At 60.9% G+C, this 12,725-nt stretch carries 16 protein-coding genes; 12 read left to right on the top strand and 4 right to left on the bottom strand.

Annotated features, from left to right (window positions below; genetic code table 11):
• Positions 1–9: 9 nt before the first annotated feature.
• Positions 10–1,308 carry an inorganic triphosphatase gene (locus IB144_RS03370; RefSeq protein WP_004150922.1) on the bottom strand — a complete coding sequence of 433 codons (1,299 nt, stop codon included), beginning with the start codon at positions 1,306–1,308 and terminating at the stop codon, positions 10–12.
• Between the two features lie 214 nt (positions 1,309–1,522).
• On the opposite strand from IB144_RS03370, the gene IB144_RS03365 reads away from it, so the two are divergent.
• Both IB144_RS03365 and IB144_RS03360 read left to right on the top strand, forming a co-directional pair.
• Positions 1,523–2,143, top strand: a complete 621-nt coding sequence (locus IB144_RS03365; protein ID WP_002916862.1) for a TIGR04211 family SH3 domain-containing protein — start codon at positions 1,523–1,525, stop codon at positions 2,141–2,143.
• Between the two features lie 61 nt (positions 2,144–2,204).
• Positions 2,205–3,446, top strand: coding sequence for a multifunctional CCA addition/repair protein (locus tag IB144_RS03360; protein ID WP_002916864.1), 1,242 nt, complete (start codon positions 2,205–2,207; stop codon positions 3,444–3,446).
• An 11-nt stretch (positions 3,447–3,457) separates the two neighbouring features.
• On the opposite strand, the gene bacA is transcribed toward IB144_RS03360, so the two are convergent.
• Positions 3,458–4,279, bottom strand: a complete 822-nt coding sequence (gene bacA, locus IB144_RS03355) for an undecaprenyl-diphosphate phosphatase (RefSeq protein WP_004144532.1) — start codon at positions 4,277–4,279, stop codon at positions 3,458–3,460.
• 198 nt (positions 4,280–4,477) lie between these two features.
• Entirely contained in the window at positions 4,478–4,861 is a 384-nt protein-coding gene (gene folB / locus IB144_RS03350) for a bifunctional dihydroneopterin aldolase/7,8-dihydroneopterin epimerase (RefSeq protein WP_004150923.1), read from the bottom strand.
• A 107-nt stretch (positions 4,862–4,968) separates the two neighbouring features.
• Here folB and plsY point away from each other — a divergent pair, with 107 nt between their 5' ends.
• Both plsY and IB144_RS03340 read left to right on the top strand, forming a co-directional pair.
• Positions 4,969–5,586, top strand: coding sequence for a glycerol-3-phosphate 1-O-acyltransferase PlsY (gene plsY, locus IB144_RS03345; RefSeq protein WP_004144530.1), 618 nt, complete (start codon positions 4,969–4,971; stop codon positions 5,584–5,586).
• Positions 5,587–5,717: 131 nt separating this feature from the next.
• Complete coding sequence (locus IB144_RS03340) at positions 5,718–5,837, top strand: hypothetical protein (protein WP_064081252.1); 120 nt, start codon at positions 5,718–5,720, stop codon at positions 5,835–5,837.
• 10 nt (positions 5,838–5,847) lie between these two features.
• Here the strand turns inward: IB144_RS03340 and IB144_RS03335 are convergent, their stop codons facing one another.
• Positions 5,848–5,994, bottom strand: a complete 147-nt coding sequence (locus IB144_RS03335) for a short-chain dehydrogenase (RefSeq protein ID WP_004144529.1) — start codon at positions 5,992–5,994, stop codon at positions 5,848–5,850.
• On the opposite strand from IB144_RS03335, the gene IB144_RS03330 reads away from it, so the two are divergent.
• The 8 genes from IB144_RS03330 (at position 5,984) to IB144_RS03295 (ending at position 12,695) form a co-directional block, all read left to right on the top strand.
• Positions 5,984–6,808, top strand: a complete 825-nt coding sequence (locus tag IB144_RS03330; protein WP_002916869.1) for an urease accessory protein UreD — start codon at positions 5,984–5,986, stop codon at positions 6,806–6,808. The two genes, IB144_RS03335 and IB144_RS03330, sit on opposite strands and share 11 nt — an antisense overlap.
• Positions 6,809–6,817: 9 nt before the next feature.
• Positions 6,818–7,120: an urease subunit gamma gene (locus IB144_RS03325; RefSeq protein ID WP_002916871.1), complete on the top strand. Its 303-nt coding sequence runs from the start codon at positions 6,818–6,820 to the stop codon at positions 7,118–7,120.
• 9 nt (positions 7,121–7,129) lie between these two features.
• Positions 7,130–7,450 (top strand): urease subunit beta, encoded by a 321-nt coding sequence (locus tag IB144_RS03320; RefSeq protein ID WP_002916872.1) that lies wholly within the window; start codon positions 7,130–7,132, stop codon positions 7,448–7,450.
• Positions 7,443–9,146 (top strand): urease subunit alpha, encoded by a 1,704-nt coding sequence (ureC, locus tag IB144_RS03315; RefSeq protein WP_046653362.1) that lies wholly within the window; start codon positions 7,443–7,445, stop codon positions 9,144–9,146. The genes IB144_RS03320 and ureC overlap by 8 nt, the downstream gene beginning before the upstream one ends.
• Positions 9,147–9,155: 9 nt before the next feature.
• Positions 9,156–9,632, top strand: coding sequence for an urease accessory protein UreE (ureE, locus tag IB144_RS03310; protein WP_002916875.1), 477 nt, complete (start codon positions 9,156–9,158; stop codon positions 9,630–9,632).
• A 1-nt stretch (position 9,633) separates the two neighbouring features.
• Positions 9,634–10,308 carry an urease accessory protein UreF gene (locus IB144_RS03305; protein WP_040188890.1) on the top strand — a complete coding sequence of 225 codons (675 nt, stop codon included), beginning with the start codon at positions 9,634–9,636 and terminating at the stop codon, positions 10,306–10,308.
• A gap of 8 nt (positions 10,309–10,316) precedes the next feature.
• A complete protein-coding gene (gene ureG / locus IB144_RS03300) occupies positions 10,317–10,934 on the top strand; it encodes an urease accessory protein UreG (protein WP_002916877.1) in 618 nt (205 codons plus the stop codon).
• A gap of 153 nt (positions 10,935–11,087) precedes the next feature.
• Positions 11,088–12,695 (top strand): cytosine permease, encoded by a 1,608-nt coding sequence (locus tag IB144_RS03295; RefSeq protein WP_004181356.1) that lies wholly within the window; start codon positions 11,088–11,090, stop codon positions 12,693–12,695.
• Positions 12,696–12,725 lie beyond the last annotated feature (30 nt).

Here is a 12,725-nt window from a genome sequence, read left to right as displayed (position 1 = left end):
GGCCTGTAATTATCGTTTTCCACTATGCAGCCAGAACGGCTCGGCAGCCAGCGCCTGGCGACGGAAATATTCAAACACGCTGCGGTCGTCATGCTCTATCGCACGCTGAAGTTCCTGCCAGTTCTCCAGCCAGGGCGCGACGGCGTCGCCATAGGCGCCCGCCAGCAGCTGGACGCTGTCGATGTCGCGGGACAGCTTCGGCAACTGGTCAGCGGCATCTTCTACCGCCAGATGCTGCACGGCGCTGCGCAGCTCGGCCGCCACCCGCGAGAGGTGAATATCGGCAAACCGTTTGAACGATCCGGCTATTTTTTTCTCTCCCGCCTCGTTGAGGAACGGACGCCACCCGCGCTGGACCAGCCATTCGGTCAGGGCCAGTTTGGCGCCAACGACCTCGGTGCGGAATAACGCTTCGTCGGCGGTGTCCGCAGCCAGCAGAACGGCGTCGGCGTCGTTCAGCAACGCGCGGAGGTGGGTGGTCGCCTTACGCGGCACGATGCCGCCGAACAGCACGAGGGCATGGCGCACGCGGGCTATCGCCAGCAGAATTTCCGCTTTGGCTTTTGCGTTGCCGCGCAGCCAGATCTCGTCGTGATACAGCCAATGCGCCAGGGCGCTCTCCAGCGCCGCCTCCAGCCCCTGCTCCACGCTGGCCTTCGCTGCCACCGGCAGCACCGCCAGCCGGGTCACCGGACGCTCATTGTTACCTTGCGCCAGATGATACCCGCGCGCGGCTTTGCTCAGGCTCCCCTGACGCAGGACGCCGCTCTCCAGCAAACGATGCGCGAGGCGCAGCAGATCGGCGGTCTCCCCGGCGAGCAGCTCCAGCTCCAGTTCGCAGATCGGCTCCTGATGTTCGCCCGCCTTCACTTCGCCGCGATCGAGGGCAATCTCAATCTCACTCTTTCCTTCCTGGATCACCCAGCGTTCACGGGCAAAATCGGTGCTGAACAGCGGCTGGACGTGCTCCGCCAGCGCGGCCGGAAGTTCCCCTTGCGGCCAGACCTCCGCCGGCAGGCGCTCAAGCGCCAGCTCCGGTTTATCCAGTGGAATATTATATTCCGGGCGCTGGTGCAGGCCGCCGACCACCCGACCGGCGATTTTCAGCGTCATCTCATAACGCCCCTGATCGCCGCGGATGCGCAGCCCCATATCGTGACGACGCAGCCAGTTATCGGCGGTTTCGTAATAAATGTTCAGCAACTGGCCCGCGGGCGTATGTTTCGCCTCGAGCGCATTGAGCTGCTCGCGCAGCGTCTCTACCCCATCCTGAGCGACGATAAACTTGAGTTCGATTTCTTGAGCCATGACTGAATTCTTCCGCTTCTGTGCTGCGCCGACAAATTGCGGCGAACTTACGACAATATTTTTTGTCAGTAGATAGTATTTTGCGGTGAATCGCCATGCAACGCGCTTTTTGCCGGGCCACCTCCTGGATGATTCCGATTGTGGCGGAAAACTTTGCGTCGCTCTGGCGATGCCTCTACTATCGTTCCACTTTTTATGACCAAACGATGACCTGATGCCAAAATTACGCCTGATTACTTTTACTTTGCTCGCGCTTAGCGCCGCCACGGCGGTTCACGCAGAAGAAAAGCGCTACGTTTCCGATGAGCTGAACACCTGGGTTCGCAGCGGCCCGGGCGATAATTATCGTCTGGTCGGCACCATCAACGCCGGGGAAGAAGTGTCGGTACTGCAAACGAACGACAGCACCAGTTACGCGCAAATTCGCGATAGCAACGGCCGTACCGCCTGGATCCCGCTGAAAGAGCTGAGCAACGAGCCCAGCCTGCGCACCCGCGTCCCGGATCTGGAAAACCAGGTCAAAACGCTGACCGATAAGCTGAATAACATCGATGCCACCTGGAACCAGCGCACGGCGGATATGCAGAAGAAAGTCGCCGGCAGCGACAGCGTGATTAACGCGCTGAAGGACGAGAACCAAAAGTTGAAAAACGAGCTGGTTGTCGCGCAGAAGAAGGTGAATGCGGCAAATCTGCAGCTTGATGATAAACAGCGCACCATTATCATGCAGTGGTTTATGTACGGCGGCGGTGTGCTGGGCGTCGGTCTGCTGCTCGGTCTGGTGCTGCCGCATCTGGTGCCAAGCCGCAAACGTAAAGACCGGTGGATGAACTAATTCGTCTTCTCTGCCAGACTTACGTATCATCTTGCGAAAAACGGATACGGGAGAATCAGGCGTGAAGAGTTATCTGGTCGGTGGCGCGGTGCGTGACGCGCTGTTAGGGCTGCCGGTCAAAGACCGAGACTGGGTGGTGGTGGGCGCCACCCCGCAACAGATGCTAGACGCGGGCTATCAACAGGTAGGCCGCGATTTTCCCGTGTTCCTCCATCCGCAAAGCCGGGAAGAGTATGCCCTGGCCCGCACCGAGCGCAAATCCGGCGCGGGCTATACCGGTTTTACCTGCTATGCCGCCCCGGACGTCACCCTCGAAGCCGATCTGCTGCGCCGCGACCTGACGGTCAACGCCCTCGCCCAGGATGCCGACGGCGCAATTATCGACCCCTACGGCGGACAGAACGATCTCCGTCAGCGCCTGCTGCGCCATGTCTCTCCCGCGTTTAGTGAAGATCCGCTGCGCGTGCTGCGCGTCGCGCGTTTTGCCGCCCGCTACGCCCACCTCGGTTTTCGCATTGCCGAAGAGACTCAGGCCCTGATGGCCGCGATGGTTGAGGCCGGCGAGCTGGCGCATTTAACGCCGGAGCGGGTGTGGAAGGAGACGGAAAGCGCATTAACTACTCGCAACCCGCAGGTCTTTTTCCAGACGCTGCGCGACTGTCAGGCCCTCAAGGTGCTGTTCCCGGAGATTGACGCCCTGTACGGCGTGCCGGCCCCGGCGAAATGGCATCCGGAAATCGACACCGGCCTGCACACCCTGATGACCGTCACGATGGCCGCGATGCTGTCGCCGGATGTCGACGTACGTTTCGCCACCCTGTGCCATGACCTCGGCAAAGGGCTGACGCCGAAGGCGCTCTGGCCGCGTCACCACGGCCATGGTCCGGCGGGAGTCAAGCTGGTGGAGCAGCTCTGCGCGCGTCTGCGGGTGCCGAACGATATCCGCGATCTCGCGAAACTGGTGGCGGAGTACCATGACCTAATCCACACCCTGCCAATTCTGCAGCCGAAAACCCTCGTCAAACTCTTCGACAGCATTGACGCGTGGCGCAAACCGCAGCGCGTGCAGCAGATCGCGCTCACCAGCGAAGCCGACGTCCGCGGACGCACCGGTTTCGAGGCCAGCGATTACCCGCAGGGGCGCCTGCTGCTGGAGGCCTGGGAAGTGGCGCAGTCGGTCTCCACTAAAGAGGTCGTGGCGGCGGGCTTTAAAGGGGCGGAAATTCGCGAGGAGCTGACGCGGCGGAGAATTGCGGCGGTAGCGCAGTGGAAGGAACAGCGTTGCCCCCAGCCGCAAGGCTGAGGGCGCAGGCCTTAGAAGAAGACCACGTACACCGCTGCCGCGACGATAAAGCGGTAGATAGCGAACGGAATGAACGAGATCCGTTTGATCAGCTGCAGGAAGGTTTTAATCGCAATCAGCGCCACGATAAACGCCATCACGAAGCCGACGGCGAACATCGGGACGTCGCCCATGTTCAGGAAGCCGATGCTCTTGTAGACGTCCAGCACGGTGGCGCCCATCATCATCGGTACCGCCAGCAGGAAAGAGAACTCCGAGGCCGCATAGCGGCTGACGCCCATCAGCATGCCGCCGGAGATAGTCGCCCCCGAGCGGGAGAAACCTGGCCACAGCGCCAGGCACTGAAAGCAGCCGATGACGAACGCCTGACGGTAGGTCATATCGTCAATCCCGACCGCGCGCGGCTGTTTCGGCTTCAGCACTTCCGCTGCAATCAGCAATACGCCGCCGACAATCAGGGCGTACATCACGTTCACCGGGTTAAACAAGGATTTAATGGTGTCATGGAAAATCAGCCCCATCACCACCGCGGGGATCATGCCGAGAAGGATATGGATAAGCGACAAACGGCCGCTGCCCTGGCCTTCATGCGCCGGCGGTTTCCCGAAATGGATGCCGATCAGGCCGAACAGGCGACGCCAGAACATCACCACCACGGCGAGTATCGAACCTAACTGAATCACCACTTCAAAGGTATTTGCGGTATCACCTTCAAACCCCAGCAGGTGACCAACAATAATCATATGACCGGTACTGGAAACAGGTAAAAACTCTGTCAAACCCTCAACCACACCCAATATTGCCGCCACCAGCAGCGAGTGTATATCGCTCATCCAATTAAACCCTTTAAAAAAGTAAAATGAAAAAAACCAGGAACACGGTATCGTTCAACAGGCATAACCCGGCTGCCAGAGCGCGCGTAATCCGCAGCGTACAGGAAGTACACACGGATTCGTCCACCGTTCTGGAAGGACATCGCCAGTAAAATTGCCTGATGACCGGATGCTATGACCGGTATAAACGCAATTTGTTTAACAAGTATGACCTGAAAAGTTTTGTTTCAGATTAAGGCCACGTTCAATAATCACCCCGACGTTTGCCGCGCGAGCCACGGCGCCAGGTTTGCTGACTTTTATGCGCACCCATGGCGACTGGAATGTTTCCAGCAGCAGGTCGGCCACCTCTTCCGCCACCCGCTCCACTAACGCAAATTTCCCCCCCTCCACATGCGCGATCACGCGCTCGCTGATATCAGCATAGCTGAGGCAATCGCTGACATCATCGCTGGCGGCCGCCTTGCGGTTATCCCATGCAATTTCGATATCGAACACCAGCTTCTGCTCAATGGTTTGTTCCCAGTCATAAACACCAATGGTGGTGATTACCGAAAGTTGCTCTATAAATACAATATCCATCACGCCCTGCCTGCTTTTTAGCTAAACCGGATACCACTTCCGGCGAATTATGCGTATTATCCACAGATGCAGAGAATACAACGACATTTTCAAAACGGAACAGCGTTATGAGTGCAATCGCGCCTGGACTGGTACTCCTCGCCTACCTCTGCGGCTCCATTTCCAGCGCCATTCTGGTATGTCGCCTTGCTGGCCTGCCCGACCCACGCGACAGCGGCTCAGGCAACCCCGGGGCCACTAACGTACTACGAATTGGCGGAAAAGGGGCGGCCGTAGCGGTACTTATTTTTGATGTGCTGAAGGGCATGCTCCCGGTGTGGGGCGCCTGGGCGCTGGGCCTTACGCCGTTCTGGCTGGGGTTAGTGGCGATTGCCGCCTGCGTGGGCCATATCTGGCCAGTCTTCTTTCATTTCCGCGGCGGTAAAGGCGTCGCCACGGCCTTCGGCGCTATCGCCCCCATCGGGCTCGATCTCACCGGGGTGATGGCCGGGACCTGGCTGCTGACCATCCTGCTCAGCGGCTACTCTTCCCTGGGCGCTATCGTCAGCGCGCTGATCGCCCCGTTCTACGTCTGGTGGTTCAAACCGCAGTATACCTTTCCGGTGTCGATGCTCTCCTGCCTGATCCTCCTGCGCCATCACGACAACATTCAGCGTCTGTGGCGTCGCCAGGAGAGCAAAATCTGGACCCGCGTGAAGAAGAAAAAAACGCCAGAGCAGAAGTAATCTCCCCTCCCGGCTCCGCCAGCCGGGGAACTCTCCTGCGCTAATCGCGCCTTTCACCCGCCCTTTTACGCTTCCTCGCCATCAAAGGCGATCATCGTCATATCCCCCTTTTGTAACAATACGTTAGCAGCATGGAAAGGCAAAAGTTTCGCTGGCGGCTGGCGGCGCGGCGCAACCCGATCCGCCGGCTTTTCCGCCGCGCCCAGGCTGCGGATCAGGATATTGACGGCAAAGATTATCCGGGTGAATAATCCGGAGCGGTTATGCCGCTTTCCCCTCGCGCCCGTCGCGACGCTCCGGGTTACGGATGACATAAGCGTTTCGTATGACCGGGATAAACTCCCGCCGATCAATACTCATTGCTGCTGTTTTATCTTGATTTTGCAGGGGCGCAACATTGCACGGCACCGTGTTACCACCACTCAAAAAAGGCTGGCAGGCCACGCTGGATCTCCGCTTTCACCAGGCCGGCGGCAAGACCGTTCTCGCCAGCGCCCAACACGTCGGCCCGCTGACCGTCCAGCGCCCGTTTTACCCGGAAGAAGAGACCTGTCACCTCTATCTGCTTCACCCGCCCGGCGGCATCGTCGGCGGTGATGAGCTGACAATTAGCGCGCACCTTGCCCCCGGCTGCCATACGCTGATAACCATGCCTGGCGCCAGCAAGTTTTACCGCAGCAGCGGCGCGCAAGCGCTAGTTCGCCAGCAGTTGACCCTTGCCCCGCAGGCGACCCTGGAGTGGCTCCCGCAGGATGCCATCTTCTTTCCCGGGGCGAATGCCCGGCTGTTCACTACCTTTCATCTTTGCGCCTCCAGCAGGCTGCTGGCCTGGGATCTGCTCTGCCTTGGCCGCCCGGTGATTGGCGAAACCTTCAGCCACGGCACCCTCAGCAACCGGCTGGAGGTATGGGTGGACGATGAGCCGCTGCTGGTCGAGCGCCTGCAGCTGCAGGAGGGAGAGCTCTCCAGCGTCGCCGAACGTCCCTGGGTCGGCACTTTACTGTGCTATCCGGCTACCGATGCCCTGCTCGACGGGGTGCGCGACGCGCTGGCGCCGCTCGGTCTCTACGCCGGCGCCAGCCTGACCGACCGCCTGCTGACGGTGCGTTTCCTCAGTGACGATAATCTGATTTGCCAGCGGGTGATGCGCGACGTATGGCAGTTTCTGCGCCCTCATCTTACCGGCAAATCTCCCGTACTTCCCCGAATCTGGCTGACTTAAGAGAACGTTATGGAACTGACCCCCCGAGAAAAAGACAAGCTGTTGCTGTTTACCGCCGCGCTGGTGGCGGAGCGTCGCCTGGCCCGCGGCCTGAAGCTCAACTATCCGGAGTCCGTGGCCCTGATCAGCGCCTTTATTATGGAAGGCGCTCGGGACGGCAAAAGCGTGGCCTCGCTGATGGAGGAAGGCCGTCACGTCCTGACCCGCGAGCAGGTGATGGAGGGCGTCCCGGAAATGATCCCGGATATCCAGGTCGAAGCCACCTTCCCGGACGGCTCGAAGCTGGTCACCGTTCACAACCCGATTATCTGAGGTAGCGCCATGATCCCCGGTGAATATCACGTTAAGCCCGGTCAGATAGCCCTGAATACCGGCCGGGCAACCTGTCGCGTGGTCGTTGAGAACCACGGCGATCGGCCGATTCAGGTCGGTTCGCACTACCATTTCGCCGAGGTTAACCCGGCGCTGAAGTTCGACCGTCAGCAGGCCGCCGGCTATCGCCTGAATATCCCGGCGGGCACGGCGGTACGCTTTGAACCCGGCCAGAAACGCGAGGTCGAGCTGGTGGCCTTCGCCGGTCACCGCGCCGTCTTCGGCTTCCGCGGCGAGGTCATGGGCCCTCTGGAGGTAAACGATGAGTAATATTTCACGCCAGGCCTATGCCGATATGTTCGGCCCCACCGTCGGCGACAAGGTGCGCCTGGCGGATACCGAGCTGTGGATCGAGGTGGAGGACGATTTGACCACCTACGGGGAAGAGGTCAAATTCGGCGGCGGCAAAGTGATCCGCGACGGCATGGGCCAGGGAAAGATGCTGGCCGCCGACTGTGTCGACCTGGTGCTCACCAACGCGTTGATCGTCGATCACTGGGGGATCGTTAAGGCCGATATCGGCGTGAAGGACGGCCGGATCTTCGCCATCGGCAAAGCCGGCAACCCCGACATCCAGCCCAACGTCACCATCCCCATCGGCGCCGCGACGGAAGTGATCGCCGCCGAAGGAAAAATTGTCACCGCCGGCGGGATCGATACCCATATTCACTGGATCTGTCCGCAGCAGGCGGAAGAGGCGCTGGTCTCCGGCGTGACCACCATGGTCGGCGGCGGCACCGGCCCGGCCGCGGGCACCCATGCCACCACCTGCACCCCGGGCCCGTGGTATATCTCACGCATGCTGCAGGCGGCCGACAGCCTGCCGGTCAATATCGGCCTGCTGGGCAAGGGCAACGTTTCTCAGCCGGATGCCCTGCGCGAGCAGGTGGCGGCGGGCGTTATTGGCCTGAAGATCCATGAGGACTGGGGCGCCACCCCGGCGGCGATCGACTGTGCGTTAACCGTCGCCGATGAAATGGACATCCAGGTCGCCCTGCACAGCGACACCCTGAATGAATCCGGATTTGTGGAAGACACCCTCGCCGCCATCGGCGGGCGCACCATCCACACCTTCCATACCGAAGGGGCCGGCGGCGGCCATGCGCCGGACATCATCACCGCCTGCGCCCACCCGAACATTTTGCCGTCGTCCACCAACCCAACGCTGCCCTACACCCTCAACACCATCGATGAACATCTCGATATGCTGATGGTCTGCCACCATCTGGACCCGGACATCGCTGAGGACGTGGCCTTTGCCGAGTCGCGCATTCGCCGGGAAACCATCGCTGCGGAAGACGTGCTGCACGATCTCGGCGCCTTCTCGCTCACCTCCTCCGATTCGCAGGCCATGGGCCGCGTCGGAGAAGTGATTCTCCGCACCTGGCAGGTGGCGCATCGCATGAAGGTGCAGCGCGGAGCGCTGGCGGAGGAGACCGGGGATAACGACAACTTCCGCGTGAAGCGCTACATCGCCAAATACACCATCAACCCGGCGCTGACCCACGGCATCGCACACGAAGTCGGATCCATTGAGGTGGGTAAGCTGGCTGACCTCGTGGTCTGGTCACCAGCCTTCTTCGGCGTGAAACCGGCCACCGTGATCAAAGGCGGCATGATCGCCATCGCGCCGATGGGCGATATCAATGCCTCTATTCCGACCCCGCAGCCGGTGCACTACCGCCCGATGTTTGGCGCGCTGGGCAGCGCCCGCCATCACTGCCGCCTCACCTTCCTGTCGCAGGCGGCGGCAGCCAATGGCGTTGCCGAGCGGCTGAACCTGCGCAGCGCGATCGCCGTGGTGAAAGGCTGCCGTACGGTGCAGAAAGCCGACATGGTGCACAACAGTCTGCAGCCTAACATCACCGTCGACGCCCAGACCTATGAGGTGCGGGTGGATGGCGAACTTATCACCAGCGAGCCGGCAGACGTTCTGCCGATGGCGCAACGATATTTTCTGTTTTAAGGAGAGCGGATGCTTTATTTAACTCAACGTCTGGAGATCCCCGCCGCCGCGACCGCCAGCGTTACGCTGCCGATTGATGTTCGCGTCAAAAGCCGGGTTAAGGTCACCCTCAACGATGGCCGGGAAGCCGGCCTGCTGCTGCCCCGCGGCCTGCTGCTGCGCGGCGGCGATGTGCTCAGCAACGAAGAAGGCACCGAGTTTGTGCAGGTGATTGCCGCTGATGAAGGGGTGTCGGTAGTGCGCTGCGACGATCCCTTTATGCTGGCGAAGGCCTGCTACCACCTCGGCAACCGTCACGTGCCGCTGCAGATTATGCCGGGCGAGCTGCGCTACCATCACGATCACGTGCTGGACGATATGCTGCGCCAGTTCGGCCTGACGGTGACCTTTGGCCAGCTGCCGTTCGAGCCGGAAGCCGGCGCTTACGCCAGCGAGAGCCACGGTCATCATCATGCTCATCATGACCACCACGCTCACAGCCACTAGCATGTCGACAGCGGAACAACGCCTGCGGCTGATGCAGCTGGCCAGCAGCAACCTGCCGGTAGGGGGTTACAGCTGGTCCCAGGGGCTGGAGTGGGCTGTGGAAGCCGGCTGGGTGCCGGACGTCGCGGCCTTCGAGCGCTGGCAGCGACGCCAGATGACGGAAGGCTTTTTTACCGTTGACCTGCCGCTGTTCGCCCGCCTGTACCGCGCCTGCGAACAAGGCGATATCGCTGCGGCCCAGCGCTGGACCGCCTATCTGCTGGCCTGCCGGGAAACTCGTGAACTGCGGGAGGAAGAGCGCAACCGCGGCGCGGCGTTTGCCCGTCTGCTGAGCGACTGGCAGCCGGACTGTCCGCCGCCGTGGCGCTCCCTGTGCCAGCAAAGCCAGCTCGCCGGGATGGCCTGGCTCGGCGTGCGCTGGCGTATCGCCCTGCCCGAGATGACCCTCAGCCTGGGCTACAGCTGGATTGAGAGCGCCGTGATGGCCGGCGTCAAGCTGGTCCCCTTCGGCCAGCAGGCCGCCCAGCAGCTGATTTTACGTCTTTGTGACCACTACGCGGCCGAGATGCCCCGCGCGCTGGCCGCGCCGGACGGCGATATCGGATCGGCCACCCCGCTCGCCGCCATCGCCTCTGCCCGGCATGAAACCCAATACTCTCGATTATTCCGTTCCTAGGAGAAGCCATGAACTCTTATAAACACCCGCTGCGCGTCGGCGTCGGCGGCCCGGTCGGCTCCGGTAAAACCGCTCTGCTGGAAGCACTGTGTAAAGCGATGCGCGATACCTGGCAGCTGGCGGTGGTCACTAACGACATCTATACCAAAGAAGATCAGCGCATCCTCACCGAAGCGGGCGCGCTGGCGCCTGAACGCATCGTCGGTGTGGAAACCGGCGGCTGCCCGCATACGGCGATCCGCGAAGATGCCTCAATGAACCTCGCCGCCGTGGAAGCGCTGAGTGAAAAGTTCGGTAACCTCGACCTTATCTTCGTGGAAAGCGGCGGCGATAACCTGAGCGCCACCTTCAGCCCGGAGCTGGCGGATCTGACCATCTACGTCATCGATGTGGCCGAAGGGGAGAAGATCCCGCGCAAAGGCGGACCGGGGATCACCAAATCCGATTTCCTGGTGATCAATAAAACCGACCTTGCCCCCTATGTGGGCGCGTCGCTGGAGGTGATGGCGAGCGATACCCAGCGTATGCGCGGCGATCGCCCATGGACCTTCACCAATCTGAAGCAGGGCGACGGCCTGAGCACCATTATCGCCTTCCTCGAAGACAAAGGCATGCTTGGCAAATAGGCCTGTTGCACCAGCCGGGCGCAAGCGCGTCCGGATGGTGCAGCCTCTGCTCTCTCTTTATATCATCCTGCCTCCACCTCCGCGCCACGCCTGCCCTGCAATATGGCATAAGGTTTGCTAATTCAAGTCATGCCTAACCATTAAGGAATGACTATGTCATCACTGGATCTTAACCCTGAATTACCCGCGACAACGCGGACTTCCGGCTCCCGGGAAACCTTAGAAGATTACACCTTACGTTACGCCCCGCTGAGCTTTCGCCGCTGGGGTCCGGGCGTCGTCGCTGTCACCGCGCTGGGCGGCATCGCCTATCTGGCCGACTTTTCCATCGGCGCCAGCATCGGTATGGCCTGGGGCACCAGCAACGCCATCTATTCGATCCTGGTGGCGGCGCTGGTGATCTTCCTCACCGGCATTCCGCTGGCGATCACCGCCGCGCGCTACAACATTGACCTTGACCTGATCACCCGCAGCGCCGGCTTCGGCTATTTCGGCTCGGTGATCACCAGCATTATTTTTGCCGGCTTCACCTTTATCTTCTTCGCCCTCGAAGGCTCGATCATGGCCCAGGGCCTGCTGGTGGGCCTCGGGATCCCGCTGTGGATGGGATATCTGATCGCCACCCTGATGGTGCTCCCGCTGGTGGTCTATGGCATGAAAGCCCTGACCCGCCTGCAGGTGTGGACCACGCCGCTGTGGCTGGTGCTGATGGTGGTGCCGGTGGTGTGGCTGATTGTCAAAGATCCGCAGCTGGTGGACGGCTTCCTGCATTTCGCCGGTAAAAACAGCGCGTCGACGGTGGACATTACCGCCATCATGCTCGGCGCCGGGGTATGCCTGTCGCTGATCATGCAGATTGGCGAGCAAATTGATTACCTGCGCTTTATGCCGCCTAAGACCGCGGAGAATCGTAAAAGCTGGTGGCTGGCGGTCTTTTCCGCCGGCCCGGGCTGGGTGGTGTTAGGGGCGATCAAACAGATCATCGGCGCCTTCCTCGGCTTCTATCTGTTGACCCGTTTCCCGGCGGTGCACAATACCGAACCGGTGCAGCAGTTCGTCAGCGTCTTCGATAACCTGGTGCCCGGCTGGCTGGCCCTGACGCTGGCGGTGGTGCTGGTGGTGATCTCGCAGATCAAAATTAACGTCACCAATGCCTACTCCGGCTCGCTGGCGTGGACCAGCGCCTGGACCCGCACCACCAAACGCTATCCGGGACGGATTATTTTTGTGGTGGTCAACCTGGCGATTGCCCTGGCACTGATGGAGGGCGATATGTTCAGCGCCCTGTCGTGGATCCTCGGCTTTTACTCCAACTTCGCCATCGCCTGGGTCGTGGTGGTGGCGACCGACATCACCTTTAATAAAGGCTTGCTCAAGCTGGCGCCGGCGCAGCCGGAGTATCGTCGCGGCATGATCTACAACGTTAACCCGGTGGGCGTGGTCTCCTTTGGTCTGGCCGCCGGGCTGTCGATCTGCGCCTTCTTCGGTCTGCTGGGGGCGACGCTGGCGCCGTTCTCGCCGCTGATTGCGCTGGTCGTTGCCTTTGTCATGACCCCGCTGATGGGGCTCCTTACCCGCGGGCGCTACTATATTAAGCAGGTGGATGACGGCATCGCCGAGCCGCGCTATGACGCGGCGGGAAATGCCTCCACCACCGTGTATCAATGCGTTAGCTGTGAGGAAGAGTACGAGCGCCCGGACGTGATGCACTCGCACAAGCATCAGGGAGCCATCTGCTCGCTGTGTAAAAGTATGGAGTAGTCAGGAAGGCAGGCCGACGTGACGTCGGCC

The sequence above is a fragment of the Klebsiella sp. K4 genome (assembly GCF_014596785.2).
In the GTDB taxonomy this organism is placed as follows: Bacteria; Pseudomonadota; Gammaproteobacteria; order Enterobacterales; family Enterobacteriaceae; genus Klebsiella; species Klebsiella pneumoniae.
Note: the sequence above shows the minus strand (reverse complement) of the source record. Positions and strands in the feature narration are given on the sequence as shown.

Coding starts and splice junctions, on each gene's coding strand:
- ureE (WP_002916875.1), top strand. CDS start 9,156: ATGCTTTATTTAACTCAACGTCTGGAGATCCCCGCCGCCGCGACCGCC.
- folB (WP_004150923.1), bottom strand. CDS start 4,861: ATGGATATTGTATTTATAGAGCAACTTTCGGTAATCACCACCATTGGT.
- IB144_RS03295 (WP_004181356.1), top strand. CDS start 11,088: ATGTCATCACTGGATCTTAACCCTGAATTACCCGCGACAACGCGGACT.
- plsY (WP_004144530.1), top strand. CDS start 4,969: ATGAGTGCAATCGCGCCTGGACTGGTACTCCTCGCCTACCTCTGCGGC.
- IB144_RS03320 (WP_002916872.1), top strand. CDS start 7,130: ATGATCCCCGGTGAATATCACGTTAAGCCCGGTCAGATAGCCCTGAAT.
- IB144_RS03305 (WP_040188890.1), top strand. CDS start 9,634: ATGTCGACAGCGGAACAACGCCTGCGGCTGATGCAGCTGGCCAGCAGC.
- ureG (WP_002916877.1), top strand. CDS start 10,317: ATGAACTCTTATAAACACCCGCTGCGCGTCGGCGTCGGCGGCCCGGTC.
- ureC (WP_046653362.1), top strand. CDS start 7,443: ATGAGTAATATTTCACGCCAGGCCTATGCCGATATGTTCGGCCCCACC.
- bacA (WP_004144532.1), bottom strand. CDS start 4,279: ATGAGCGATATACACTCGCTGCTGGTGGCGGCAATATTGGGTGTGGTT.
- IB144_RS03325 (WP_002916871.1), top strand. CDS start 6,818: ATGGAACTGACCCCCCGAGAAAAAGACAAGCTGTTGCTGTTTACCGCC.
- IB144_RS03365 (WP_002916862.1), top strand. CDS start 1,523: ATGCCAAAATTACGCCTGATTACTTTTACTTTGCTCGCGCTTAGCGCC.
- IB144_RS03340 (WP_064081252.1), top strand. CDS start 5,718: ATGGAAAGGCAAAAGTTTCGCTGGCGGCTGGCGGCGCGGCGCAACCCG.
- IB144_RS03370 (WP_004150922.1), bottom strand. CDS start 1,308: ATGGCTCAAGAAATCGAACTCAAGTTTATCGTCGCTCAGGATGGGGTA.